Source organism: Pseudomonas sp. 478 (assembly GCF_003254125.1).
In the GTDB taxonomy this organism is placed as follows: Bacteria; Pseudomonadota; Gammaproteobacteria; order Pseudomonadales; family Pseudomonadaceae; genus Aquipseudomonas.
Map to the genome: position 1 here is coordinate 87,034 of NZ_QKZG01000006.1, position 22,003 is coordinate 109,036.

Consider the following 22,003-nt stretch of genomic DNA (forward strand, 5'->3'; position numbering starts at 1 on the left):
CGGATCAAGTCGCCTGCGGCACAAAAGTCATCGCCAGGCCGTTCATGCAGTAACGTAGACCGGTGGGTTTGGGCCCATCGTCGAAGACATGGCCCAAATGACCGCCACAACGCCGACAGTGAACTTCCTCACGCAGCACCCCGAAGGAGCGGTCCTGACGAGTGGCCACAGCCTTGTCCAGCGGTGCCCAGAAGCTCGGCCAACCGGTGCGGCTGTCGAACTTGGTCGCGGAAGAAAACAGCGGCAGGTCGCAACCGGCACAGGCAAACGTACCCTCACGGTGCTCGTTGTTCAGCGGGCTGCTATAGGCCCGTTCGGTGCCCTCTTCGCGCAGGATTTCGTACTGTTCGGCGCTGAGCATGGCGCGCCATTCGCTATCGCTGTGAGTCACCTCGAACACCTCCGCCGCGCTGGCGTCACTGACCAGCGCAGAACTGGCGGCAAATTTTGGCAATACACCGATGACCAGGGCTGCAGCGCCTAGCCCGCCGCTTGCTACGAGAAACTGTCGCCGTGAAAACATGGTCGTCTCCGAAAATTCCAGGTGCCTGTCATGGAACACAGCCTAGGCTTGGGTTGATCGCCAAATCCTCACGAGAAGTTAAACAATTCGTGATAACTCAGGCCCCGGAAAACCCGCACAATGCGCTCATTGCGCCGAAGGATTGAGCTTGATGGAACAGACCAAACGCGTCCTCGTGGTCGAGGACGACCTGCATATCGCCGACCTTATCTGCCTGCATCTACGCGATGAGCAGTTCGAGGTGGTGCACTGCGCCGATGGCGATGAAGGCATGCGCCTGCTGCAGCAAGGAAGCTGGGACGCACTGATCCTCGACCTGATGCTGCCCGGCGTCGACGGCCTGGAAATCTGCCGCCGCGCCCGCGCCATGGCCCGCTACACGCCGATCATCATTACCAGTGCGCGCTCCAGCGAAGTGCACCGGATTCTCGGGCTCGAACTCGGCGCCGACGATTACCTGGCCAAACCCTTTTCGATGCTCGAACTGGTGGCCCGGGTCAAAGCGCTGTTGCGACGGGTCGACGCCATGGCCCGCAACCTGAAAATGGATGCTGGCAGCCTGATCATGGACGGCCTCTCCATCGACCCGATCACGCGTGATGTGTCCCTTGACGGCCGCCGCCTCGACCTCACCCCACGGGAGTTCGACCTGTTGTATTTCTTCGCCCGTCAGCCCGGCAAAGTGTTCTCGCGCATGGACCTGCTCAACGCCGTCTGGGGCTACAGCCATGAAGGCTACGAGCACACGGTCAACACTCACATCAACCGCCTGCGGGCAAAGATCGAAGCCGATCCGGCGCAACCGGCGCGCATCCTCACGGTGTGGGGACGCGGCTACAAGTTCGCGGCCAGGGAGGAGCAACCGTGAGACTGACCCTGACTCAGCGCCTGTCGCTGGTGTTCGCCGTGTTGCTGCTGGTGTGCTGCGGCACGTCGGCCTGGATGCAGGTGCGGTCCAACAAGATGCATGAGCTGGAAGTGGTGCAAGGGTTGTCGCGGGACCTGGCCCGGCACATCGCCCATGACACCGTGCTGATGGACGCCAAAGGCCTGATGCCCGACGCCGTGCGCGACCTGTTCAGCCAACTGATGCTGGTCAATCCCAGTGTCGAGGTCTATCTACTCGACCCCGAGGGCCGGATTGTCGGCAGTGCTGCGCCCGAGGGTCGGATACGCCGGGAGCGGGTCGATCTGGCGCCGATCCAGCGTCTGCTCAAGGGCGATGCCCTACCGGTTCTCGGCGACGATCCGCGTAGCGTCGATGGCCGCAAAGTGTTCAGCGCCGCGCCATTGCAGGTTGATGGCAAACAGGTGGGTTATCTCTATGTGGTGCTGCTGAGCGAAGAGCACGACCGCTTCGCCGAACGCGGCGCCACCAGCGCCGCCCTGAATACCGCGCTGTTGTCAATCGGGCTGGTGGCGCTGCTGTGCCTGATTGCCGGCCTCACGGCATTCGCCCTCATCACCCGACCTTTGCGCCGTTTGACCGAAACTGTCAGCCGGTTCGACATTGATGGCGCTCCGGTAACGCCGCCTGCATCCGCCCCGGTGGAAAAAGCTGCCAGCCACGATGAAATTGCCATACTCGACGCGACCTTCCGGCAGATGCAGGCGCGCCTCGGTGAGCAATGGCGTTCATTGACCCGCCAGGATCAGGAACGCCGCGAACTGGTGGCCAACATCTCCCACGACCTGCGCACGCCTCTGGCCTCGCTGCACGGTTACCTGGAAACCTTGTCGCTCAAGGACGCTACGTTGTCACCCGCAGACCGCCGCCGTTACCTGGGCATCGCGCTGGATCAAAGCCGCAAGGTCGGTGGGCTGGCGCAATCGCTGCTGGAACTGGTGCGCCTGGAACATGGCTTCGTGCAACCGGTGCTGGAGCGTTTCTCGTTGACCGATCTGGTCCAGGACATTTTCCAGAAATTCGAACTGACGGCCGAGGCGCGCCAGGTCGAACTGAAGGCTACCTTCGCCCCCAATGTTTCGGCGGCCTGCGCCGACCTTGGATTGATCGAGCGGGTGCTCACCAACCTGTTCGACAACGCCCTGCGCCACACCCCGCCAGGAGGAGAGATCGAGCTCTGCCTGCGCCCTCAAGGACCGTTTATTGAAGTCACCGTCAGCGACACCGGCCCCGGCATTGCTGCCGAATTGCGCGAAGGTCTGTTCCTGCGCCCATTCAACATTGGCGGCGCACGGCGTGATGGCGGACTGGGGTTGCGGATCGTGCACCGGATCCTGCAATTGCACGGCCGCGAGATCCAGCTGATTGATGTTCCCGGCCGCGGCGCGACCTTCCGCTTTTCGTTGCCGGTGGAACAGCAAATGGCCGAGCAATTGGCGGTTCGGTCGATGAACCTGAATTCGCCGGGGAAATAGTCGGCTGCCACGGCCACAGCAACGGCTAATATCCCGGCTCCCATTTCCGCAAGGATGCTGCGCGATGCTCAATACCCTGCAAAACACCCCATTGTGGGTTTACGCGATATTTCTGCTGCTGTGCTACTACGGCATCAAAGCCCTGTCCCCGACCCGTGAAAGCAAAACTTCATTGCTCGTCACAGCGCCGATCTTGCTGGGCTGGTCCCTGTATTCACTGAACCTGACGCTGAATCCACAGCTATCAGTCAGTTGCTGGTTGGCCGCCGTCATCCTGGGCAGCCTCGCGGCGTTGCTGATTTTTCCGCGCAAGGACGTTGAGCTGGATGATCCGCAAACCGGCCTGATCGTGCCGGGCACAGCAAAAACCCTGGTGCTGTATCTGCTGTTTTTTGCGGTGAACTATTACTTCGGCTACCAGGATGACGTTCACCCGGAAATGGCCGTCACCCTTGAGATGTCGCTGCTCAAGGCGTCGGCTTCCGGCTTTGTCTGTGGACTGATCAGCGGTCGGGCATTGAAACTTTATCGGCTGCTGCTGACACTTCAGGCAAAACGCCCCCCGATAGCCGCCAGTTAAAAGCCGCTGTGCCAAAAATGATGACCAGCCGCCTGTTCATCCGTGACAACGCCGCCTCGGTCCAATAGATTAGGCGGCCTGAAAAGGCCCAGAGCTTTCTCGCCTCAACCCAAGTTAAAAGAAGTAGTGAAATTTCAATGTCCGATTCCAATACCGCTGAATCCGTAGTCACCTTGTCGTCCAAAGCGGAATACGAAAACTCCATCAATCTTTCACAGCACGTGCCCCAGGCCAAGACCATCAGCGAGATGGTCCTGGACGCTTTCCAGTCCACCCGGGAAAGCGACCAGATTCGCGAGCTGCGCGCCGCGATTCGCCAGGCTCACGACAGCTTCGACGACGATAAAGCCTACGAATTGATGGGCGAACTCAAGCAGCTCAAGGACGCCGAGGCTGCCGACATTGCAGCCCTGGAAGACTTGAGCAGCAAATTCCCGATCAGCCGGATTCTCTCCAGCTTCAAGGACGACCCGGCATTTCAGGAGTTGGTCTATGGCCTCGCACTGAAAGTGCTGAACCAGACCCACCAGGCCATCAGCAACCCAAGCAGTGGCAAAAGCAAAGCGGCTCGCGCCAAGAAAGATGTCGAAGTGTTCACCATCAGCAAAGACGGCATCAGCGTGACGTTGCCGCTGCGCACCCCGCGTTCGCGACTGAACGTTGACCGTGAAGCGCTGGAGTTCCTGGGCTTCACCTTCGTCGGCGAAGGCGAAGAAGCGGAGCTGGAAAGCGAGACCTTCCTGGACAATGCCGGGGCCGAACAAGCGGTTAACCGCAAGAACATCATCACCGCGCTTCAGCAGCAAACCGCGTTCGATGGCTACAGCATCGCCGCGCAGTAATACACGCCATCGATGACTGAAAGGCCCGCACCGAGATTCAGCGCGGGCCTTTCTATTACCTGCTGGTTCATCGTTAGAGCGCTGATGGCCGTATCGCCACGATCATGTCAACTTCAATGGCTGCGTCTTTGGGCAGTTGATAAACGCCGATCGTGGTTCGTGTATGTTTACCGGCATCGCCCAGTACATGACTGAAAACGTCCGACGCACCGTTGGCCACTTCGCTCAAATCGACAAAATCCGCGGTGGACTTTATGTATACCGTGACGCGCAATAGCGACTTGATTTTGTCCAGCGAACCGATGGAATCAACAATCAATGCCAGACCGCGCAACGCACTGATGCGGGCAGCGTTCTGTGCATCTACCAGCGTCAGATCCAGGCCTACCCTGCCCGGATACTGAATTTCACCATTCATCCGCGGCACCAGACCGCTGATGTAAAGCTGATCGTGATGCCGCACCAACAGCGCGTAATGCCCGCCGGCCGTATTCTCACCGTAGATGTCGTAACCGACCTCTTTTGCCAGCGCGATGAATCGTTCATCACAGGTCATGTGTTCAGTCATCTCTCCCCCTCGATCAAAAATTGGATCCATTTTTTTTGACAGATTAGCCCAAAGATCGCGATTCCGGGGCTGGCCGATGAAAATCAGTTTGGATCAAATTGATGTCCCTTGGATTCAGCAAAGCGCCGGACGTTAGCCACTTCCTGCGTTTCAACGTGGCGCATAGCGATAACAGCCAGGTGCGTGAGCGGTTTTTCCAGTTGCTTGATAGCTGAGTTTTCCTGATAGACCGAGTTGCCCTATTCGCGAGCAAGCCCGCTCCCACAAGGGGGCAGTGTCGTGCTCGAAATGGGTGGCATCACTGATCCAGTGTGGGAGCGGGCTTGCTCGCGAATGGGGCAACTCAGTCCACCAGAGCACACCCAATAAAAAGCCCCGCGCTTCTCTCGAAGGCGGGGCTTTTTGTGCAGAGTCTGAACCTTAAGGCGCGTACGTCAGCAACAGCTCACTCGGCACTTTGAAGTCCAGCGACATCATCACGCTCAACGCGGTAATGGTGAAGATCGAGAACACGAACAGCTTGCGTGCCCAGACCGTGTCATCCACTGCCTTGTAACCGGTCCAGGCCATGTACAACCAGTACATGCCCATGGCCGCGGCGACGGCGAGGTAGCTCATGCCGGCGTAGCCGCTGAAGGTCAGCATCAAGGTCGCCACGAGGAACGCCAGGATGTAGAGCAGGATGTGCTTCTTCGCCACTTCAATTCCGCGCTTCACCGGCAACACCGGAATCGATGCGGCCAGGTAATCGTTGAAGCGGAAGATCGCGATGGCGTAGGAATGCGGCATCTGCCACAGGCTGAACATCACCAGCAACGTCAGTGCGGCCATGTCGAAGCTGTTCGTCACAGCGACGTAGCCAATCACCGGCGGCATGGCGCCCGACAGACTGCCCACCAGCGTGCCGTGAACCGACTTGCGCTTGAGGTACAGGCTGTAGAAACCGACGTAGATGACGAAACCGATCACCGCGAACAACGCGGCCAACGGGTTGGCCACTTTGTACAACAGTGCAACGCCGAAAACACCCAGGACGGTCGCAAACGCCAGGGCCAGTTTCAGGGAGATCAAGCCCTGGACCAGCGCCCGGTTTTTGGTGCGTTCCATCTTAAGGTCGATGTCGCGGTCGATGCAGTTGTTGAACACGCAACCGGAAGCCACCACCAGCGACGTGCCGATCATGGCGGCCAGGAAAATGGCCAGATCGACATGCCCTTTCGAGGCCAGGAAAAATCCGCCTGCCACAGAAAGCACGTTACCGAAAATGATCCCCGGTTTGGTGATTTGGATAAAGTGCTTAAAGGACATCCGGACTTTCCTCAGTGCGCCATCATGTTGTTGTGGATGCTGAACATGATCCACAGCGACAGGCCTACCAACAGGACAATGACCAGTGCAGCGAAGACAAACGCGATCACGTTGTTACGCTGGGCAGCGGAGCGGTCCAGGTGGAGGAAGTACACCAGGTGCACCAGCACCTGGATCACTGCGAAGGCCAGTACGATCCACAGGGTCAGGGCTTTCGGCAGCGATGGGTACATCACTAGGCCGAAAGGAATGACGGTCAGGATCACCGACAGGATGAAACCGATAGCGTAAGACTTGACGCTGCCGTGGCTGGCGTCGTGGCTATCGTGGGAATGAGCGTTAGCCATTTACATAGTCCCCATCAGATAAACAACGGTGAATACGCAGATCCACACCACGTCCAGGAAGTGCCAGAACAGGCTCAGGCAGCTCAGACGGGTCTTGTTGGTCGCCGTCAGGCCGTTTTTCTGCACCTGGTACATCATGATCGCCATCCAGATCAGACCACTGGTCACGTGCAGACCGTGGGTGCCGACCAGGGTGAAGAACCCGGACAGGAAGCCGCTGCGGTTAGGACCGAAGCCCTCGGAGATCAGCATGTGGAACTCGTTGATCTCCATGCCGATGAAGCCGGCGCCGAACAGGAAGGTCATGCCCAGCCAGCCCAGTACCTGGCTCTTCTTGCCCTTGAACAACGCCAGCATGGCGAAGCCGTAGGTGATCGAACTGAACAGCAGCAGAGCGGTTTCGCCCAGTACGTACGGCAGTTCGAAGATGTCGTGGCCCGACGGGCCACCCGCTACGTTGTTAACCAGTACCGCGTACGCCGCGAAGATCGACGCAAACAGAATGCAGTCGGTCATCAGGTAGAGCCAGAAACCGAATACGGTCATCTCGCCCGAGTCGTGGTGATGGTCGTCGTGCCCATGGTCCGTGCCATGGGCGTGTCCAGCAGTGGTCACTAAGTTCGACATGGTTTAAGCCTGTTCCAACGAGGTTTCAACACGGGTGGCGGTGGCTGGAACTTTCCCGGCCGCTACCAGACGCTTGTGCTGCTCGGCTTCGATGCGCTCGATCACGTCGACCGGCACCATATAGCCCTGATCATCGCGGGCAGCGTGGATCACGAAGTAGCCCACGGTGCCAACCAGGCCAACGATGGCCAACCACCAGATGTGCCAGATCATCGCGAAACCGAACACGGTCAACAGAGCACCCATGACCACACCGGTCGCGGTGTTGTTTGGCATGTGGATCGGCTCGTACTTGGCCGGAGCCTTGTACGCGGTACCGTTTTCCTTGGCTTCGGTGAACGGATCGATGCCTTCTGCTTTTGGCAGTACGGCAAAGTTGTAGAACGGTGGTGGCGAGGAGGTCGACCATTCCAGGGTGTGGGCATTCCACGGGTCGCCGTGCTCGCACATGTTCTGCGGCAGCTTGCGGTCACGGATACTCACGTAGAGCTGGATCAGCTGGCAGGCGATACCCGCAGCGATCATCACCGCACCGAACATGGCAACGTACAGGTACGGTACCCACTCAGGGTTGGTGGTGGCGTTCAGACGACGGGTCATGCCCATGAAGCCCAGTGCATAGAGCGGCATGAACGCGACGAAGAAGCCCGAGATCCAGAACCAGAACGCTGCCTTGCCCCAACCTTCGTGCAGCTTGAAGCCGAACGCTTTAGGGAAGTAGAAGCCAAAGCCTGCGATGTAGCCGAATACCGCGCCGCCGATGATCACGTTGTGGAAGTGAGCGATCACGAACAGGCTGTTGTGCAGGACGAAGTCCGCACCCGGGATGGCCAGCAGTACGCCGGTCATGCCGCCGATGGCGAAAGTCACCATGAAGCCCAGGGTCCACAGAACCTGGCTGGTGAAACGCAGACGCCCTTGGTAAATGGTGAACAGCCAGTTGAATAGCTTCACCCCCGTCGGGATCGAAATCAGCATCGTCGCCAGACCGAAGAAGGCGTTGACGCTGGCACCCGAACCCATGGTGAAGAAGTGGTGCAGCCAGACCATGAAGCCCAGGATCGAGATCGCGCCCGATGCGTAGACCATCGAGTGGTGGCCGAACAGACGCTTGCCGGTGAAGGTCGAGATGACTTCGGAGAAGATCCCGAACGCCGGCAGAATCAGGATGTAAACCTCGGGGTGACCCCAGGCCCAGAACAGGTTGACGTACATCATCGGATTGCCACCAAGTTCATTGGTGAAAATGTGGAAATCCATGTAACGGTCAAGCGTCAGCAGTGCCAGGGTAGCGGTCAGGATCGGGAACGAAGCCACGATCAGGACGTTGGCCCAGGTGCAGGTCCAGGTGAAGATCGGCATGTCCATCAGCTTCATGCCCGGGGTACGCATTTTCAGCACGGTGGCCAGGAAGTTGACCCCCGTCAGCGTCGTACCCAGACCGGATAGCTGTAGCGCCCAGATGTAGTAATCCATCCCCACGCCCGGGCTGTATTGCAGGCCCGACAGCGGCGGATAGGCAACCCAACCGGTCTTGGCGAATTCGCCGACGCCCAGGGACAGGTTGATCAGCACCACGCCCGACACCAGCAGCCAGAAGCTCAGGGAGTTCAGGAACGGGAAGGCAACGTCACGTGCGCCGATCTGCAGCGGCACTGCAAGGTTCATCAGGCCGGTGAAGAATGGCATCGCCATGAAGATGATCATGATCACACCGTGAGCGGTGAAGATCTGGTCATAGTGTTCAGGCGGCAGGTAGCCAGGCGAACCCTCGGTGGCCATGGCCAACTGGGTACGCATCATGATGGCGTCGGCAAAACCACGCAGCAGCATGACCATGGCAACGACGATGTACATCACGCCGATTTTCTTGTGGTCGACCGAGGTCAGCCACTCGGACCACAGGTAGGTCCACTTCTTGAAATAGGTGATTGCAGCGAACAGCGCCAGACCACCGATCGCGATCATGGCGATGGTTATCATCACGATCGGTTCGTGGAACGGGACCGCTTCCCAACTTAATTTACCAAACATCGTTTACTCCTCTGCCCCGGCAGCTGAATGCGAACTCATGTCCATCCCTTCCATGGCGGCCATTTCGTGCTCTTTCTTCTCGTGGTGCATCGGCTTGCCCGGATTCATACCTTCGTACTTGTCGACGATGATCTGGAACAGGTTCGGCGTGACCGAGGAGTAGAGCTCGACTGGGTTGTTCTGGCTTGGCTTGGAAAGGGCTTCGTATTCAGCTTTTTCAAGCTGTTTAGGTGCCTTTTTGACTTCGCTGACCCAGGCGTCGAAATCTTCCTGAGAGGTGGCGATAGCTTTGAATTTCATGCCGGTGAAACCAGCGCCGCTGTAGTTGGCGGAGATACCGTCCATTTCAGCGTTCTGGTTGGCGATCAGGTGCAGTTTGGTCTGCATGCCGGCCATCGCGTAGATCTGGCCGCCCAGGGCCGGGATGAAGAACGAGTTCATCACGGAGTCGGAAGTGATCTTGAAGTTGATCGGCGTGTGCGCCGGGAACACGATCTTGTTGACGGTGGCGATGCCTTGCTCCGGATAGATGAACATCCACTTCCAGTCCAGCGCGACGACTTCAATGGTGATCGGCTTGACGTCGGATTCCAGCGGCTTGTAAGGATCCAGCGCGTGGGTCGACTTGTAGGTGACATAACCCAGGGCAATGATGATCAGCACTGGAACAGCCCACACCGCGATTTCGATTTTGGTGGAGTGCGACCATTTCGGCGTGTAGACGGCGTCGGTGTTGGACGCGCGGTATTTCCAGGCGAACAGGAAGGTCATGATGATGACCGGAACCACGACCAACAGCATCAGCAGCGTTGCGGTGATGATCAGGTTTCGCTCGTCCAGGCCGACCTGGCCCTTGGGATCGAGCAAGGTCATGTTGCAGCCTGACAGCAGCAACGTGCCGATCAGCGGCAATAAGCCTAGTAGTCTGGGGTACCTGTTTTTACTCATCTCACGACCTCTAAAGCAGCTTGCGCAATGCAGTTGGGTTTTGATCGCCAACACTTCACCCTGCCAAGGGTTGGCATTTTTCTTGGATTGAATAAGTGGCTGCCCGTCGCGCGTCAGACGCTGTTCGACAAATCCTGGGCCAGCGTTGAGTTCTTATTCGAATTCGTGGTCAAAGGCCTTGTTACAGACCAATTCCATTTGGTGCGGATAGTTGGAAGGCACCGACACCTGGGAGTCGCATGAAGCCAAAGAGCCTCTCGACGCCCTATTCCTGCTCAGGGATGAGCAGTGCCGGGAATTCAGTGCGGGCGATTGTAGATATGTAACGTTTTATAAACCATGTCTCATCCCGAAATAATTTTTATCCATTCCAGCAACAATCATTAACGGTATTTGCAAAAGTGCGCCATGGTATCGAAATTCATTCTCAACAAAAACACCAAAAATTGTAGGTCTACCTTAGGCAGTTCAGACAGTATCGAAGGCTCTTCGCCCTCCTTCGACCCTGCCAAAGCCCCCATGTGACAAGGGCTTCGCCAATTCGCCAGGGCCTGTTAAAACTGCCTGTTCGGGAGTTTTGAGACTGAAGTTGCCAGACACTGAACCAGGCCGATTTTGTTGCATAGTCATGTACCAATTCGGCGCCCTGAAATGCCTTGCGACACTCCCGCTGTGACAACATGTCGCACACGTGCCGCACCCATACTTGTCGCGCATCAAGGTCATTTCACCCGTGCCCTGAAATGCAAAACGCCCCGGCCCCCTCAACGAGGGCCGGGGCTTTTTTTTGTGTGGCAGCGATGCGCCGGATGACTTCAGCGCAGCGCTTTACGGTTACGCAACGTGAGCAGCGGCACCAGCACCACGACCAGCACAAAGGCTAGCAGCGCCCACTGTGCAAGCGACAGACCGAGGATCGGCGGGTACGGCGTGGAGCAGAAGCCGTCGACCTGAAAGCCCAGCGGGAAGATCTTCGCCAGAGGCAAACCGTCGACAATCGGTTGCAGTACATCGATGCCGCAGCTGACCGCCGGATAGAACTGGGTATAGACGTGATGCCCGGCCACCCCGACGCCTGCCAGGGCGCAGATCACCACCAGGGTTTCAAATACCGTGATGCTGCGGCGGGTGCGCATGGCCGCACCGATGAACGCGAAGAGCGCGATCAGCAGCAACGCATAACGTTGCAGGATGCACAGCGGGCATGGCGCTTCACCCAGAACAATTTGCATGTACAGCGCGCCACCGATCAGCGCCAGGCAGATGATGCCCAGCAACACCAGATAGCGCCGTTCACGGCCCAACCGCATCGTTTCCTCGCTCATTGCGTTTCCCTTCTAAATATCGATTGCCCAGAAGTCTACACGCTGGCCCTGACCTTTGAGAGTCCGGCGCGCGCAGCGGGGTATCGGGGAATAGACGACGAGCCGGTTAAGAAGGGATTAAATTCGGGTTATTTCCAGAGATTTGCATGATTCCGCGACCGTATCGCCAGCAGGCTGGCTCCCACTTTGGAGTGCATTCACAGGCTGGCCCATTTTGGAATGCATTCACAGGCTGACCCATTTTGGAATGCATTCAACTGTGGGAGCCAGCCTGCTGGCGATGCGATTGATCAGTCGCCGTAGATATCAGACTTGAAGTACTTCTCTGAAATCTTCTGGTACTCGCCGCTGGCGCGAATACCGTCGATGGCCGTGTTCAGCTCGGAGACCAACTCGGTGTTGCCCTTGCGCACCGCAATCCCGGCGCCCTCACCCACGTATTTCGGATCCTTGAGCTCCGGCCCGACAAAGGCATACCCCTTGCCACGCGGCATCGTCAGGAAGTCATTCAGCGGGATGGTGTCGGCAAAAATGGCGTCGAGGCGACCGGCCGCCAGATCCATGTAGATCTCTTCGTTGTTGCCGTAGCGCTTGACGTTGATACCTTTCGGTTCAAAAACCTCAGTGGCGTAACGGTCAGTGGTGGTTGCGCGCTGCACGCCGACCGTCTTGCCCTTGAGGCTGGCGTACTGATCATCCACGACCGCGCCGTCCTTCATCACCAGTCGCGATGAGGTGAAGTAGTACTTGTGGGTGAAGTCCACCGACTTCTTACGGTCTTCGTTGATGGTCATGGACGACAGCGCCATGTCGATTTTCTTCACTTTAAGGGAAGGAATCAGACCGTCGAACTCACCTTCGACCCAGACGCACTTGGCCTTCATCTGCGCGCACAGGGCATTGCCGATGTCGTAGTCGAACCCGACAATCTCACCTTTATCGGTTTTGGACGCGAACGGTGGATAAGCCGCTTCGATGCCGATGCGCAGGGTTTTATCGGCGGCGAACAGGGAACTGCACGCCAACAGGCTCAGAGCCAGACCGGTGATGAGGGGGAATTTCTTCATATTCGTTCTCTCGCGGGTTGTTGTTGGTTTGGCAAGACAGAAGAAAGAGCAGAAACGGGGGAAGCGCTTTTTTGTACTTATAAATCCATACTGGACTTTTATGTATTGATCGTCAATCGGGGTTCTTGACGATGTGGTCGCCGATGGTCGGGAGGGAATCAGAGGGGGGGAAGTAAGTGTTGCTACTGGCCTCTTCGCGAGCAAGCCCGCTCCCACATTTGATCTTCATGTACACAAATTCTGTGTACGACATAGATTCCCTGTGGGAGCGGGCTTGCTCGCGAAGGCGGACGGACAGTCAATGAAGAACTGACTGGCTGTTTACTGCTTCCAGCGATCCGCCGCCGCATGATCGCTGTCCCGCCCTTCAACCCAACGCGACCCGTCAGGGGTGTTTTCTTTCTTCCAGAACGGAGCGCGGGTTTTCAGGTAGTCCATGACAAAGGCGCAGGCGTCGAACGCGGCCTGGCGGTGGGCGCTGGCGGCGCCGACAAAGACAATCGGCTCACCCGGTTCCAGGGCGCCGATGCGATGCAGCACTTCAAGCTTGAGCAGCGGCCAGCGCTGCTCGGCTTCTGTGGATATCTTGGCGAGGGCTTTTTCGGTCATGCCCGGGTAGTGCTCAAGGAACATCCCGGCGACGTCGAGTCCGTCATTGAAGTCGCGAACATAGCCGACAAAACTCACCACCGCACCAACGCCCACATTGGCGGCGTGCATGGCATTGACTTCAGCACCCGGATCGAACGCCGTGGATTGCACGCGAATCGCCATGGCTCAGCCTCCGGTCACGGTCGGGAAAAATGCCACTTCATCGCCATCGCTTACCGGCTCATCGAGCTGGCACAGGTCTTCGTTGCGGGCGCACATCAAGTTTTGCTCGCTCAACACTTCGGCACCGTCACGCCGGGCCAGCAGCGCACGCACATCGTCGACCGTGGCGAAATCACCTTCAACCTTCACCGAGTCCACGCCGAGCGCCTCACGGTAACGGGCAAAAAACTTCACGGTGACGTTCATGGTTGATCCGCCTGGAAATGGCCGCTCTTGCCGCCGAGCTTCTCAAGCAGGCGCACGCTTTCAATGGTCATGCCGCGATCCACGGCTTTGCACATGTCGTAGATAGTCAGCGCCGCGACGCTGGCGGCGGTCAGGGCTTCCATCTCTACGCCGGTCTGCCCGGACAACTTGCAGCGCGCGACAATGCGCACGGTGTCATCGCCTTCGGCACTGAGCTCGACCTTGACGCCGGTGAGCAGCAACGGATGGCACAGAGGGATCAGATCGCTGGTTTTCTTCGCCGCCTGAATGCCGGCGATACGCGCCACGGCGAACACATCACCCTTGGGGTGACCGCCGCTGACGATCATCTGCAGGGTTTCGGGCAGCATGCGCACAAGCGCTTGGGCCGTTGCTTCACGGAACGTCACGGCTTTTTCAGTGACGTCGACCATATGGGCGCGACCTTGGGAATCGAGATGAGTCAGCACAGGGATACTCCTGATCAGGAGCCCCGATTGTAAACCTGTGGGTCAAAATTCCGCACGTTTGATTACCAGACCACCACATAACTCTTGTAGGAGCATGGCTTGCCCGCGATGGCGGCGTGTCAGTCAATAATGATGCCGACTGATACGCCGCCATCGCGGGCAAGCCATGCTCCTACAAGGGTTATGTGTGAGGCATAAAAAACCGGGCGGCTTTTAGGCCGCCCGGTTTGGGTGGGGGTTGTTACAAATGCGATTCGGCGTATTCGGCCAGAATCGAACGCGGCACCCCTTGCAGGGTGATGTGCACACCGTTGGGGAAATCCTTGAAGCGCTCTGTCAGGTACGTCAGCCCGGAACTGGTCGCGGACAGGTAAGGGGTGTCGATCTGCGCCAGGTTACCCAGGCACACCACTTTGGAACCGGCGCCGGCACGGGTGATGATGGTTTTCATCTGGTGCGGCGTGAGGTTCTGGCATTCATCGATCAGGATCAGACTCTGCTGGAAGCTGCGGCCTCGAATGTAGTTGAGGGATTTGAACTGCAACGGCACTTTGCTGAGGATGTAATCGACACTGCCATGGGTGTTTTCGTCATCCATGTGCAAGGCTTCGAGGTTGTCGGTGATGGCGCCCAGCCAAGGCTCCATTTTTTCCGCTTCAGTGCCGGGCAGGAAACCGATCTCCTGGTCCAGGCCCTGCACGCTTCGGGTCGCGATGATCCGGCGGTAGCGTTTGCTGACCATGGTCTGCTCGATCGCCGCCGCCAGTGCGAGGATGGTTTTACCGGAACCGGCTGCCCCGGTCAGGTTGACCAGGTGAATATCCGGGTCGAGCAAGGCGTACAGCGCCAGGCTTTGATAGATGTCACGCGGTTTCAGGCCCCAGGCTTCCTGGTGCAACAGGGGTTCCTGATGCAGGTCGAGAATCAGCAGCTTGTCTTCCTCGATCTCCTTGATCCAGCCGACAAAGCCCTGTTCATCGATGATGAACTCGTTAACGTGCACCGCCGGCAGGTTGTCGATCAACTGAACCTGGTGCCAGGTGCGGCCATGGTCCTGACGGGTATCGACATTCCTCACCCGGTCCCAGAAGGAGCCGGTCATGTTGTGATAACCGTTGGGCAGCAGCGACACGTCGTCGACCAGTTGGTCGGTGCTGTAGTCCTCGGCCGCGATCCCGCAAGCCCGGGCCTTGAGGCGCATGTTGATGTCTTTGGTGACCAGCACCACGGGCAGCTTTGGTTCGCGTGCGTGCAGGTCGATCAACTGGTTGATGATGATGTTGTCGTTCAGGTGCTCGGGCAGAATGAGGTTCGGTTCTGCACGCTTGCTCATCAGAATTGACAGCAAACCCTTCGGTCCGCTTTTGCCACGCTGGATCGGGACGCCGAGCTCGACGTCTTCAGGACTGGCATCGCCCAGGGTCTTGTCGATCAGACGAATCGCCTGACGGCATTCCGCAGCCACGCTGTGATGCCCGCTCTTGAGCTTGTCGAGCTCTTCAAGCACGGTCATCGGGATGGCGACGTGGTGTTCTTCGAAGTTAAGCAGGGCGTTTGGATCGTGAATCAATACGTTGGTATCGAGTACATAAAGGATTGGCTGGTTGGAGGAAGAATTACGTCCGTGATCATCCATACTCGGTCACCTTTGTGGGAGCCAGTCGACGCAATACCGTTACAGTGCTGCGCCTCGAAGTGGCCACCGAATTCACCTGCGAGGAGTCAAGTGAACTGCACACAAATTGGGGTCTTGGAAGACGCCACCTGTCTGCAGGTTTCGGCGGTCTGTCTTCGTAATACTCCAAAACCTGTGACAGAAAAAAGTACTTTGACGTTTTTTTGAAGTTTATTTTTCAGAGTGACCAATAGCACTAGGCGGATTGCCATCACCCCGTTAAAGTCGGAAGTCCGCCTGCACCGAATTCTCGTCCAAAACCACCCCATCCCCAACGTTTACGGCCTTTCGTCGTTTTCAGCGAAACGCGTCCTGACAGTCTTCCCAGCCGATACCGCTTTGCGCCGTTTGCGTGATGAGCCAGGGCATCGCCGTTTTCAGCGCATCCTGCTTCACGTTGAAGTTGATCACCCCGTGGCGCCACAACAACATCAGGCTCAACACCCGTTGCGCGCTCTGATTGGCTTTCAGCTTGCCCGCGCCGTCCTGGGCATCGATATCCCACAGCGCCACCTGCAAACCCTGGGATTTGAAGAATCCTTCAGCATCGGACCGACGCTGACCGTCGGGCGGCCGAAACAACGGCACGTAGTTCTCGGGCAGTTTGTTTTTGACCAGTTCGGCGCTGCGTCGCACCGAATCCTGCCAGTCCTGCCAGTGGCTGTGTGAGCGAAATTCCCAACCTTGCACGCCAATGCACTGCTTCGAGTACGTCGCTTGCAGGCTAGCTACCGAACGATCGGCCAGACGGGCCTGGATGTCCTTGCCGAGGACGAAGAACGTGCCACTCATGTTCGACTTGCGCAGGTATTCCGTGGCCCAGGCGGTGTTATCCGGCGCGGTATTGGCGGCGCTGTCGAAGGTCAGCAAAAACAGCCGGTCATGCATTTGATCGCCGTTGCGCTCATAGTCGCCAAAACGATCGACTTCGCTGCTGGTTTGCGGAAACAGCGCTGCCTTGCGCAATTGCTCGTCCAGGTACTGGGCGTGGAACAGTCGGCTCGGCTCGGCCCACTTTATGTAGTAACTCTCATCGCTGACCTGAAACTTCGCGGCTTGCTGGCGCAGGGTGTCCATGTCCTCGACCAGGAAACAGAAGGAAGCATCCTGATCGCAGCTCTGCTGGGCGTAGTTGTAGTTGGTCAGCAGCCTCTGCCACATGCGCTGGCGCAGATTGTTGATCGATTCCAGATTGACCGTACGCAATCCCAGGCGCTGGGCCAGGCTCACTTCATCCAGGGATTCGCTGGCCAACAGGACGCGAGAAAACATGAGGATCTCGGCCCGTGACGCCACATCAAACAGGGTCGGGCTGTTGAGCTGTTCAGGCCAGCTGCTGCGATCAAGCGTCGCCACATCGCCCGACGCCGCCATGGCACCAAAGCTCAACAGCCAGGCCGAGAATAGAAAAACGATACGCAATGGGATGTCTCCATAACAAAACCCGCGCGGCACTATAGCTGATCGCAGCCACATTCCCGCAGCACCGCGACCCACTGTGGGAGCGGGCTTGCTCGCGAAGGCGGCGGAACATTCAACATCGATGGCGCCTGACCCACCGCTTTCGCGAGCAAGCCCGCTCCCACAGGGATTGCCGATTGCCGCCGATCATCACCTATGGACTTGATAGCTGGAGTCAACAAGGACAACCCCCTAGAATCGCCCCCACGATTAAAGGAGACGACTTCATGCTGATGGTGATTTCCCCCGCCAAGACCCTCGATTACGAAACACCGCCGGCGACCCAGCGCTTCACCCAGCCACAATATCTCGACCATTCCCAGGAGCTGATCCTGCAATTGCGCGAGCTGGCCCCTGCGCAGATCAGCGAGTTGATGCACGTCTCCGACAAGATCGGCGGGCTCAACGCCGTGCGTTTCGGCAGCTGGACCCCCGCGTTCACTCCAGAAAACGCCAAGCAGGCACTGCTCGCCTTCAAGGGCGACGTCTACACCGGGTTGAATGCTCAAACCTTCAGCGAGGCCGATTTCGATTACGCCCAGCAGCACTTGCGCATGTTGTCCGGCCTGTACGGCCTGCTGCGCCCACTGGACCTGATGCAGCCATATCGACTGGAGATGGGCACCAAACTGGCGAATGCCCGTGGCAAGGACTTGTATGCCTTCTGGGGCACACGGATCAGCGAATGGTTGAATGAAGCCCTGGCCGATCAAGGCGATGACGTGCTGCTGAACCTGGCCTCCAACGAGTACTTCTCGGCAGTCAAACGCAACGCCCTGAACGCGCGCATCATCAATACCGAATTCAAGGACCTGAAGAACGGCCAGTACAAGATCATCAGCTTCTACGCGAAAAAGGCCCGCGGCATGATGAGTCGCTTCGTCATTGAAGAGCGCATCAACGACCCGCAAGCCCTCAAGCAGTTCGATGCACAAGGTTATCGCTACAGCGCCGAGCAGTCGAAACCGGACAATCTGGTGTTCCTGCGCGATCACGCCCCCGAGTAAACACCCGGCTGGCGCACGCCTCATTACGGGTCGTGCGCCACGTCCAATCGTCCAACAATTCCCCGCCTCATTCGTCACCTTACTGACGTCAAAAATCCATCGCCTGATTTTCTAACTTTAGTTTCACTCGACTTTGTTGAAATTTTTCAGTAGTGGCACTGAAATTTTTTATCGGTAGTGGCACATAACTATCTAATCCGACAATAACCCTATGTATCAAGGGCCAAACAGGTGTTGCTATCAATATGAAAGCAGTGCCATCTTTTTCAATATTTCAAGAAATTTCAGAATTCGCGATGGGCGGACAGGAACTATGTCCAAATGCGTCGCTCATACCACCGGTAACCATTCTCTCTGAGCTTGTACGAGATGACTTACGCAGAGAAGAGATTCACATAGCAAAGTTGTCACATTAACTTCTGCTTACTGATCCCTGATTTGGGCAACACATGAAGGACAGGAGATAAACATCAGAAATATCCCCTACAAGGCCAAGGCTGCGCCCCTATAAACGTGCTCACCTGAGCACCCAACCGCTTGATTTACGGGCTTCTGGCCTGGCATTGAGCGCGCAAGACCTTTGCACGAATGTCTTCTGATTAGAAGACCTGCTGCATAACAGGGCACGCCATAACAATAAAAGCCTAGTTGCGCACATCTTGAGTGCACTTATTTAGACACTCGGAACTTATATGCCTGCACGCGGCATTGTGACGCCTTTAAGGCGCACTTCCGAGTGCACTTCGACCGCTGAACACCATTAACTCCGGCCATGTAATGGCTTGATAAACACAGAGGTAATTGCGATGCGCATCAGCATATTTGGTTTGGGTTACGTCGGCGCAGTATGTGCCGGTTGCCTGTCTGCACGGGGCCATGACGTCGTTGGCGTCGATGTTGCCAAAGACAAAATCGATATGATCAACGCCGGTAAATCGCCGATCGTTGAACCGGGTCTGGGCGAGCTTCTGCAGAAGGGTATCGAGACGGGCAAATTGCGCGGCACGACCAACTTCGCCGAGGCGATTCGCGACACCGACCTGTCGATGATCTGCGTCGGCACGCCGAGCAAGAAGAACGGCGACCTGGAACTGAACTACATCGAAGCTGTGTGCCGCGAGATCGGTTTTGTCCTGCGTGACAAGACCACCCGTCACACCATCGTGGTTCGCAGCACCGTACTGCCAGGCACTGTGGCAAACGTAGTGATCCCGATCCTCGAAGACTGCTCTGGCAAGAAAGCCGGCGTCGACTTCGGCGTTGCAGTGAACCCTGAGTTCCTGCGTGAAAGCACCGCGATCGCCGACTACGACCTGCCGCCAATGACCGTCATCGGCGAGTTCGACAAGGCTTCGGGTGACGTTCTGCAATCGCTGTACGAAGAACTCGACGCTCCGATCATCCGCAAGGACATCGCAGTGGCCGAGATGATCAAGTACACCTGCAACGTGTGGCACGCCACCAAGGTGACCTTCGCCAACGAGATCGGCAACATCGCCAAGGCTGTCGGCGTCGATGGTCGCGAAGTGATGGAAGTGGTTTGCCAGGACAAGACGCTGAACCTGTCCCAGTACTACATGCGCCCTGGTTTCGCGTTCGGCGGTTCCTGCCTGCCGAAGGACGTTCGCGCCCTGACCTACCGCGCCGGTTCCCTGGACGTGGAAGCACCACTGCTCAACTCGCTGATGCGCAGTAACGAGTCCCAGGTGCAGAACGCTTTCGACATCGTCTCCAGCCACGGCAAACGCAAAGTCGCCCTGCTGGGTCTGAGCTTCAAGGCCGGTACTGACGACCTGCGCGAAAGCCCGCTGGTTGATCTGGCGGAAATGCTGATCGGCAAGGGTTACGAACTGAGCATCTACGACACCAACGTCGAATACGCCCGTGTCCACGGTGCGAACAAGGATTACATCGAGTCGAAGATCCCTCACGTCTCGTCCTTGCTCAACTCCGATTTCGACGACGTGATCAACAACTCCGACGTGATCATCCTTGGCAACCGTGACGAGAAATTCCGCGCCCTGGCGCAGAACGCTCCACACGGCAAGCAAGTGATCGACCTGGTCGGCTTCATGTCCCAGGCCACCAGCGTAAGTGGCCGGACCGAAGGCATCTGCTGGTAATGCGGTCGTAGGAGCTGTCGAGTGAAACGAGGCTGCGATCTTTCCAGGTCCACTTGAGTTTCAAGCGAAAGATCAAAAGATCGCAGGCTTCGCCAGCTCCTACAGGATTTCTGGCGTCATCCAGACCGGATGTCGCCAGTTTTCGTAAGCCTGCCTTAACCCCATCGGGCCACCCCACAGGCTCGCCCGAGATAGAGACGGATGCAGATTATGCACAGGCTAAAGCACGGCCTACTTCAGGCCGCCGGTTGGCTGTTTTACTTAAGTATTTTGATGGGCATCGCCATGGCGTTGCCTGCGTCCACGTTCGACTCCGAGTCGAAGGACTTCATCTTCCTGATCGGTATCGTCGGTATCTGGCGCTACTCGATGGGTGCCACGCACTTTTTGCGCGGCATGCTGTTTCTGTACGTGGTCTACCCGCACCTGCGGCGCAAAGTGCGCAAGCTGGGTAAAGCGGCAGACCCGTCCCATGTGTTTCTGATGGTCACCAGTTTTCGTATCGACGCGCTGACCACCGCCCAGGTCTACGCCTCGGTAATTCGCGAAGCGATCGACTGCGGACTGCCGACCACCATGGTCTGCTCCATCGTGGAAATGTCCGATGAGAAGCTGGTGAAAAGCCTTTGGGTCAAAATGAACCCACCGGCTCGCGTCAAGCTCGACTTCGTGCGCATTCCCGGCACTGGCAAGCGTGACGGCCTGGCCTACGGTTTCCGCGCCATCTCCCGCCACCTGCCGGACGACCGCGCAGTGGTTGCAGTGATCGATGGCGACACCGTGCTCGCCGAAGGCGTCGTGCTCAAGACCGTGCCGTGGTTCCAGCTGTTCGGCAATGTCGGCGGCCTGACCACCAACGAGTTCTGCGAAGTGCGCGGCGGCTACATCATGAGCGAATGGCACAAACTGCGCTTCGCCCAGCGCCACATCAACATGTGCTCGATGGCCCTGTCCAAGCGCGTACTGACCATGACCGGGCGGATGTCGGTATTCCGCGCCACTGTGGTGACCAACCCGGAATTCATCGCCGACGTGGAAAGCGACTCGCTGCAACACTGGCGCCTGGGTCGCTTCAAGTTCCTCACCGGTGATGACAAGTCGAGCTGGTTCAGCTTGATGCGCATGGGCTACGACACGTTTTATGTGCCGGACGCCGCCATTCATACCGTGGAACACCCGCCGGAAAAAAGCTTCATCAAGGCCAGCCGCAAACTGATGTTCCGCTGGTACGGCAACAACCTGCGGCAGAACTCCCGCGCCTTGGGCCTGGGGATGAAACGTCTCGGCCTGTTCACCTCGGTGGTGCTGTTTGACCAGCGTGTGTCGATGTGGACGTCGCTGCTGGGCCTGACCGTCGCGCTCATCGCCAGCTTCAAGTACGGCATCGCGTTCATCCTGGTTTACCTGCTGTGGATCGGCATTACCCGCCTGATCCTGACCGTGCTGCTGTCTTTGTCCGGTCACACGATCGGCCCGGCCTACCCGGTGATTCTCTATTACAACCAGATCGTCGGCGCGCTGGTGAAGATCTACGTGTTCTTCCGCCTCGACCGACAGTCCTGGAGTCGCCAGCCCACTTCCCTGACCCGTGATCTCGCCAGCTTTCAAGGTTGGTTCAACACTTGGTCGTCTCGGACCATGACCTTCTCCGCCGGCAGCATTTTTGTTGCTGTGCTGTTGATGATGGTCTGACCGA

General features: G+C 57.7%; 21 protein-coding genes. 7 read left to right on the forward strand and 14 right to left on the reverse strand.

Going from position 1 to position 22,003, the window contains the following annotated elements:
- Nucleotides 1–4 precede the first annotated feature (4 nt).
- The gene (gene msrB / locus DFS28_RS14135; protein WP_008147663.1) at nucleotides 5–523 is read right to left on the reverse strand and encodes a peptide-methionine (R)-S-oxide reductase MsrB; all 519 of its coding nucleotides are present in this window, start codon (nucleotides 521–523) and stop codon (nucleotides 5–7) included.
- A 151-nt stretch (nucleotides 524–674) separates the two neighbouring features.
- Between msrB and DFS28_RS14140 the strand changes: the two genes are divergently transcribed.
- The 4 genes from DFS28_RS14140 to DFS28_RS14155 all read left to right on the forward strand — a co-directional run bounded on the left by DFS28_RS14140 (nucleotide 675) and on the right by DFS28_RS14155 (nucleotide 4,327).
- Nucleotides 675–1,391, forward strand: coding sequence for a response regulator transcription factor (locus tag DFS28_RS14140; RefSeq protein ID WP_074873916.1), 717 nt, complete (start codon nucleotides 675–677; stop codon nucleotides 1,389–1,391).
- The gene (locus DFS28_RS14145) at nucleotides 1,388–2,905 is read left to right on the forward strand and encodes a HAMP domain-containing sensor histidine kinase (protein ID WP_111450313.1); all 1,518 of its coding nucleotides are present in this window, start codon (nucleotides 1,388–1,390) and stop codon (nucleotides 2,903–2,905) included. Before DFS28_RS14140 ends, DFS28_RS14145 begins: the two co-directional genes overlap by 4 nt.
- A gap of 64 nt (nucleotides 2,906–2,969) precedes the next feature.
- Entirely contained in the window at nucleotides 2,970–3,485 is a 516-nt protein-coding gene (locus DFS28_RS14150) for a hypothetical protein (RefSeq protein ID WP_111450314.1), read from the forward strand.
- A gap of 137 nt (nucleotides 3,486–3,622) precedes the next feature.
- The gene (locus tag DFS28_RS14155; protein WP_076028557.1) at nucleotides 3,623–4,327 is read left to right on the forward strand and encodes a hypothetical protein; all 705 of its coding nucleotides are present in this window, start codon (nucleotides 3,623–3,625) and stop codon (nucleotides 4,325–4,327) included.
- Nucleotides 4,328–4,400: 73 nt separating this feature from the next.
- Here DFS28_RS14155 and DFS28_RS14160 read toward each other — a convergent pair whose 3' ends face one another.
- The 13 genes from DFS28_RS14160 to DFS28_RS14225 form a co-directional block, all read right to left on the reverse strand.
- Nucleotides 4,401–4,895 carry a RidA family protein gene (locus DFS28_RS14160; RefSeq protein WP_111450315.1) on the reverse strand — a complete coding sequence of 165 codons (495 nt, stop codon included), beginning with the start codon at nucleotides 4,893–4,895 and terminating at the stop codon, nucleotides 4,401–4,403.
- A gap of 420 nt (nucleotides 4,896–5,315) precedes the next feature.
- Nucleotides 5,316–6,203, reverse strand: a complete 888-nt coding sequence (gene cyoE / locus DFS28_RS14165) for a heme o synthase (protein ID WP_008147631.1) — start codon at nucleotides 6,201–6,203, stop codon at nucleotides 5,316–5,318.
- Nucleotides 6,204–6,214: 11 nt separating this feature from the next.
- A complete protein-coding gene (gene cyoD / locus DFS28_RS14170) occupies nucleotides 6,215–6,550 on the reverse strand; it encodes a cytochrome o ubiquinol oxidase subunit IV (protein ID WP_046045955.1) in 336 nt (111 codons plus the stop codon).
- On the reverse strand, nucleotides 6,551–7,177 hold the full coding sequence (locus DFS28_RS14175; protein WP_111450316.1) for a cytochrome o ubiquinol oxidase subunit III: 627 nt from the start codon (nucleotides 7,175–7,177) through the stop codon (nucleotides 6,551–6,553). It lies immediately after the preceding gene.
- A gap of 3 nt (nucleotides 7,178–7,180) precedes the next feature.
- Nucleotides 7,181–9,211 (reverse strand): cytochrome o ubiquinol oxidase subunit I, encoded by a 2,031-nt coding sequence (gene cyoB, locus DFS28_RS14180; RefSeq protein WP_111450317.1) that lies wholly within the window; start codon nucleotides 9,209–9,211, stop codon nucleotides 7,181–7,183.
- Between the two features lie 3 nt (nucleotides 9,212–9,214).
- Nucleotides 9,215–10,159, reverse strand: a complete 945-nt coding sequence (gene cyoA / locus DFS28_RS14185; protein ID WP_111450318.1) for a ubiquinol oxidase subunit II — start codon at nucleotides 10,157–10,159, stop codon at nucleotides 9,215–9,217.
- Between the two features lie 815 nt (nucleotides 10,160–10,974).
- Nucleotides 10,975–11,484, reverse strand: coding sequence for a disulfide bond formation protein B (locus tag DFS28_RS14195; RefSeq protein WP_111450319.1), 510 nt, complete (start codon nucleotides 11,482–11,484; stop codon nucleotides 10,975–10,977).
- 290 nt (nucleotides 11,485–11,774) lie between these two features.
- Entirely contained in the window at nucleotides 11,775–12,551 is a 777-nt protein-coding gene (locus tag DFS28_RS14200) for an ABC transporter substrate-binding protein (RefSeq protein WP_111450320.1), read from the reverse strand.
- 321 nt (nucleotides 12,552–12,872) lie between these two features.
- Nucleotides 12,873–13,325, reverse strand: coding sequence for a molybdopterin synthase catalytic subunit MoaE (gene moaE / locus DFS28_RS14205; protein ID WP_111450321.1), 453 nt, complete (start codon nucleotides 13,323–13,325; stop codon nucleotides 12,873–12,875).
- Between the two features lie 3 nt (nucleotides 13,326–13,328).
- Complete coding sequence (gene moaD, locus DFS28_RS14210; protein ID WP_074873891.1) at nucleotides 13,329–13,571, reverse strand: molybdopterin converting factor subunit 1; 243 nt, start codon at nucleotides 13,569–13,571, stop codon at nucleotides 13,329–13,331.
- On the reverse strand, nucleotides 13,568–14,041 hold the full coding sequence (gene moaC / locus DFS28_RS14215; RefSeq protein ID WP_095132959.1) for a cyclic pyranopterin monophosphate synthase MoaC: 474 nt from the start codon (nucleotides 14,039–14,041) through the stop codon (nucleotides 13,568–13,570). The genes moaD and moaC overlap by 4 nt, the downstream gene beginning before the upstream one ends.
- 241 nt (nucleotides 14,042–14,282) lie before the next feature.
- Nucleotides 14,283–15,677 carry a PhoH family protein gene (locus DFS28_RS14220; RefSeq protein ID WP_111450322.1) on the reverse strand — a complete coding sequence of 465 codons (1,395 nt, stop codon included), beginning with the start codon at nucleotides 15,675–15,677 and terminating at the stop codon, nucleotides 14,283–14,285.
- Nucleotides 15,678–16,013: 336 nt separating this feature from the next.
- Complete coding sequence (locus DFS28_RS14225; protein ID WP_111450323.1) at nucleotides 16,014–17,138, reverse strand: polysaccharide deacetylase family protein; 1,125 nt, start codon at nucleotides 17,136–17,138, stop codon at nucleotides 16,014–16,016.
- A gap of 266 nt (nucleotides 17,139–17,404) precedes the next feature.
- Between DFS28_RS14225 and yaaA the strand changes: the two genes are divergently transcribed.
- The 3 genes from yaaA (at nucleotide 17,405) to alg8 (ending at nucleotide 21,999) form a co-directional block, all read left to right on the forward strand.
- Nucleotides 17,405–18,184, forward strand: coding sequence for a peroxide stress protein YaaA (yaaA, locus tag DFS28_RS14235; protein ID WP_111450325.1), 780 nt, complete (start codon nucleotides 17,405–17,407; stop codon nucleotides 18,182–18,184).
- An 806-nt stretch (nucleotides 18,185–18,990) separates the two neighbouring features.
- Nucleotides 18,991–20,307 (forward strand): nucleotide sugar dehydrogenase, encoded by a 1,317-nt coding sequence (locus tag DFS28_RS14240; RefSeq protein ID WP_111450326.1) that lies wholly within the window; start codon nucleotides 18,991–18,993, stop codon nucleotides 20,305–20,307.
- Between the two features lie 210 nt (nucleotides 20,308–20,517).
- Nucleotides 20,518–21,999: a mannuronan synthase gene (alg8, locus tag DFS28_RS14245; RefSeq protein WP_371922175.1), complete on the forward strand. Its 1,482-nt coding sequence runs from the start codon at nucleotides 20,518–20,520 to the stop codon at nucleotides 21,997–21,999.
- Nucleotides 22,000–22,003: the final 4 nt, after the last annotated feature.

Excerpts from the sequence above, each read along its gene's own strand:
- msrB (WP_008147663.1), bottom strand. The coding sequence starts at position 523 with ATGTTTTCACGGCGACAGTTTCTCGTAGCAAGCGGCGGGCTAGGCGCT.
- DFS28_RS14140 (WP_074873916.1), top strand. The coding sequence starts at position 675 with ATGGAACAGACCAAACGCGTCCTCGTGGTCGAGGACGACCTGCATATC.
- DFS28_RS14150 (WP_111450314.1), top strand. The coding sequence starts at position 2,970 with ATGCTCAATACCCTGCAAAACACCCCATTGTGGGTTTACGCGATATTT.
- DFS28_RS14155 (WP_076028557.1), top strand. The coding sequence starts at position 3,623 with ATGTCCGATTCCAATACCGCTGAATCCGTAGTCACCTTGTCGTCCAAA.
- DFS28_RS14160 (WP_111450315.1), bottom strand. The coding sequence starts at position 4,895 with ATGACTGAACACATGACCTGTGATGAACGATTCATCGCGCTGGCAAAA.
- cyoE (WP_008147631.1), bottom strand. The coding sequence starts at position 6,203 with ATGTCCTTTAAGCACTTTATCCAAATCACCAAACCGGGGATCATTTTC.
- cyoD (WP_046045955.1), bottom strand. The coding sequence starts at position 6,550 with ATGGCTAACGCTCATTCCCACGATAGCCACGACGCCAGCCACGGCAGC.
- DFS28_RS14175 (WP_111450316.1), bottom strand. The coding sequence starts at position 7,177 with ATGTCGAACTTAGTGACCACTGCTGGACACGCCCATGGCACGGACCAT.
- cyoB (WP_111450317.1), bottom strand. The coding sequence starts at position 9,211 with ATGTTTGGTAAATTAAGTTGGGAAGCGGTCCCGTTCCACGAACCGATC.
- cyoA (WP_111450318.1), bottom strand. The coding sequence starts at position 10,159 with ATGAGTAAAAACAGGTACCCCAGACTACTAGGCTTATTGCCGCTGATC.
- DFS28_RS14195 (WP_111450319.1), bottom strand. The coding sequence starts at position 11,484 with ATGAGCGAGGAAACGATGCGGTTGGGCCGTGAACGGCGCTATCTGGTG.
- DFS28_RS14200 (WP_111450320.1), bottom strand. The coding sequence starts at position 12,551 with ATGAAGAAATTCCCCCTCATCACCGGTCTGGCTCTGAGCCTGTTGGCG.
- moaE (WP_111450321.1), bottom strand. The coding sequence starts at position 13,325 with ATGGCGATTCGCGTGCAATCCACGGCGTTCGATCCGGGTGCTGAAGTC.
- moaD (WP_074873891.1), bottom strand. The coding sequence starts at position 13,571 with ATGAACGTCACCGTGAAGTTTTTTGCCCGTTACCGTGAGGCGCTCGGC.
- DFS28_RS14220 (WP_111450322.1), bottom strand. The coding sequence starts at position 15,677 with ATGGATGATCACGGACGTAATTCTTCCTCCAACCAGCCAATCCTTTAT.
- yaaA (WP_111450325.1), top strand. The coding sequence starts at position 17,405 with ATGCTGATGGTGATTTCCCCCGCCAAGACCCTCGATTACGAAACACCG.
- DFS28_RS14240 (WP_111450326.1), top strand. The coding sequence starts at position 18,991 with ATGCGCATCAGCATATTTGGTTTGGGTTACGTCGGCGCAGTATGTGCC.
- alg8 (WP_371922175.1), top strand. The coding sequence starts at position 20,518 with ATGCACAGGCTAAAGCACGGCCTACTTCAGGCCGCCGGTTGGCTGTTT.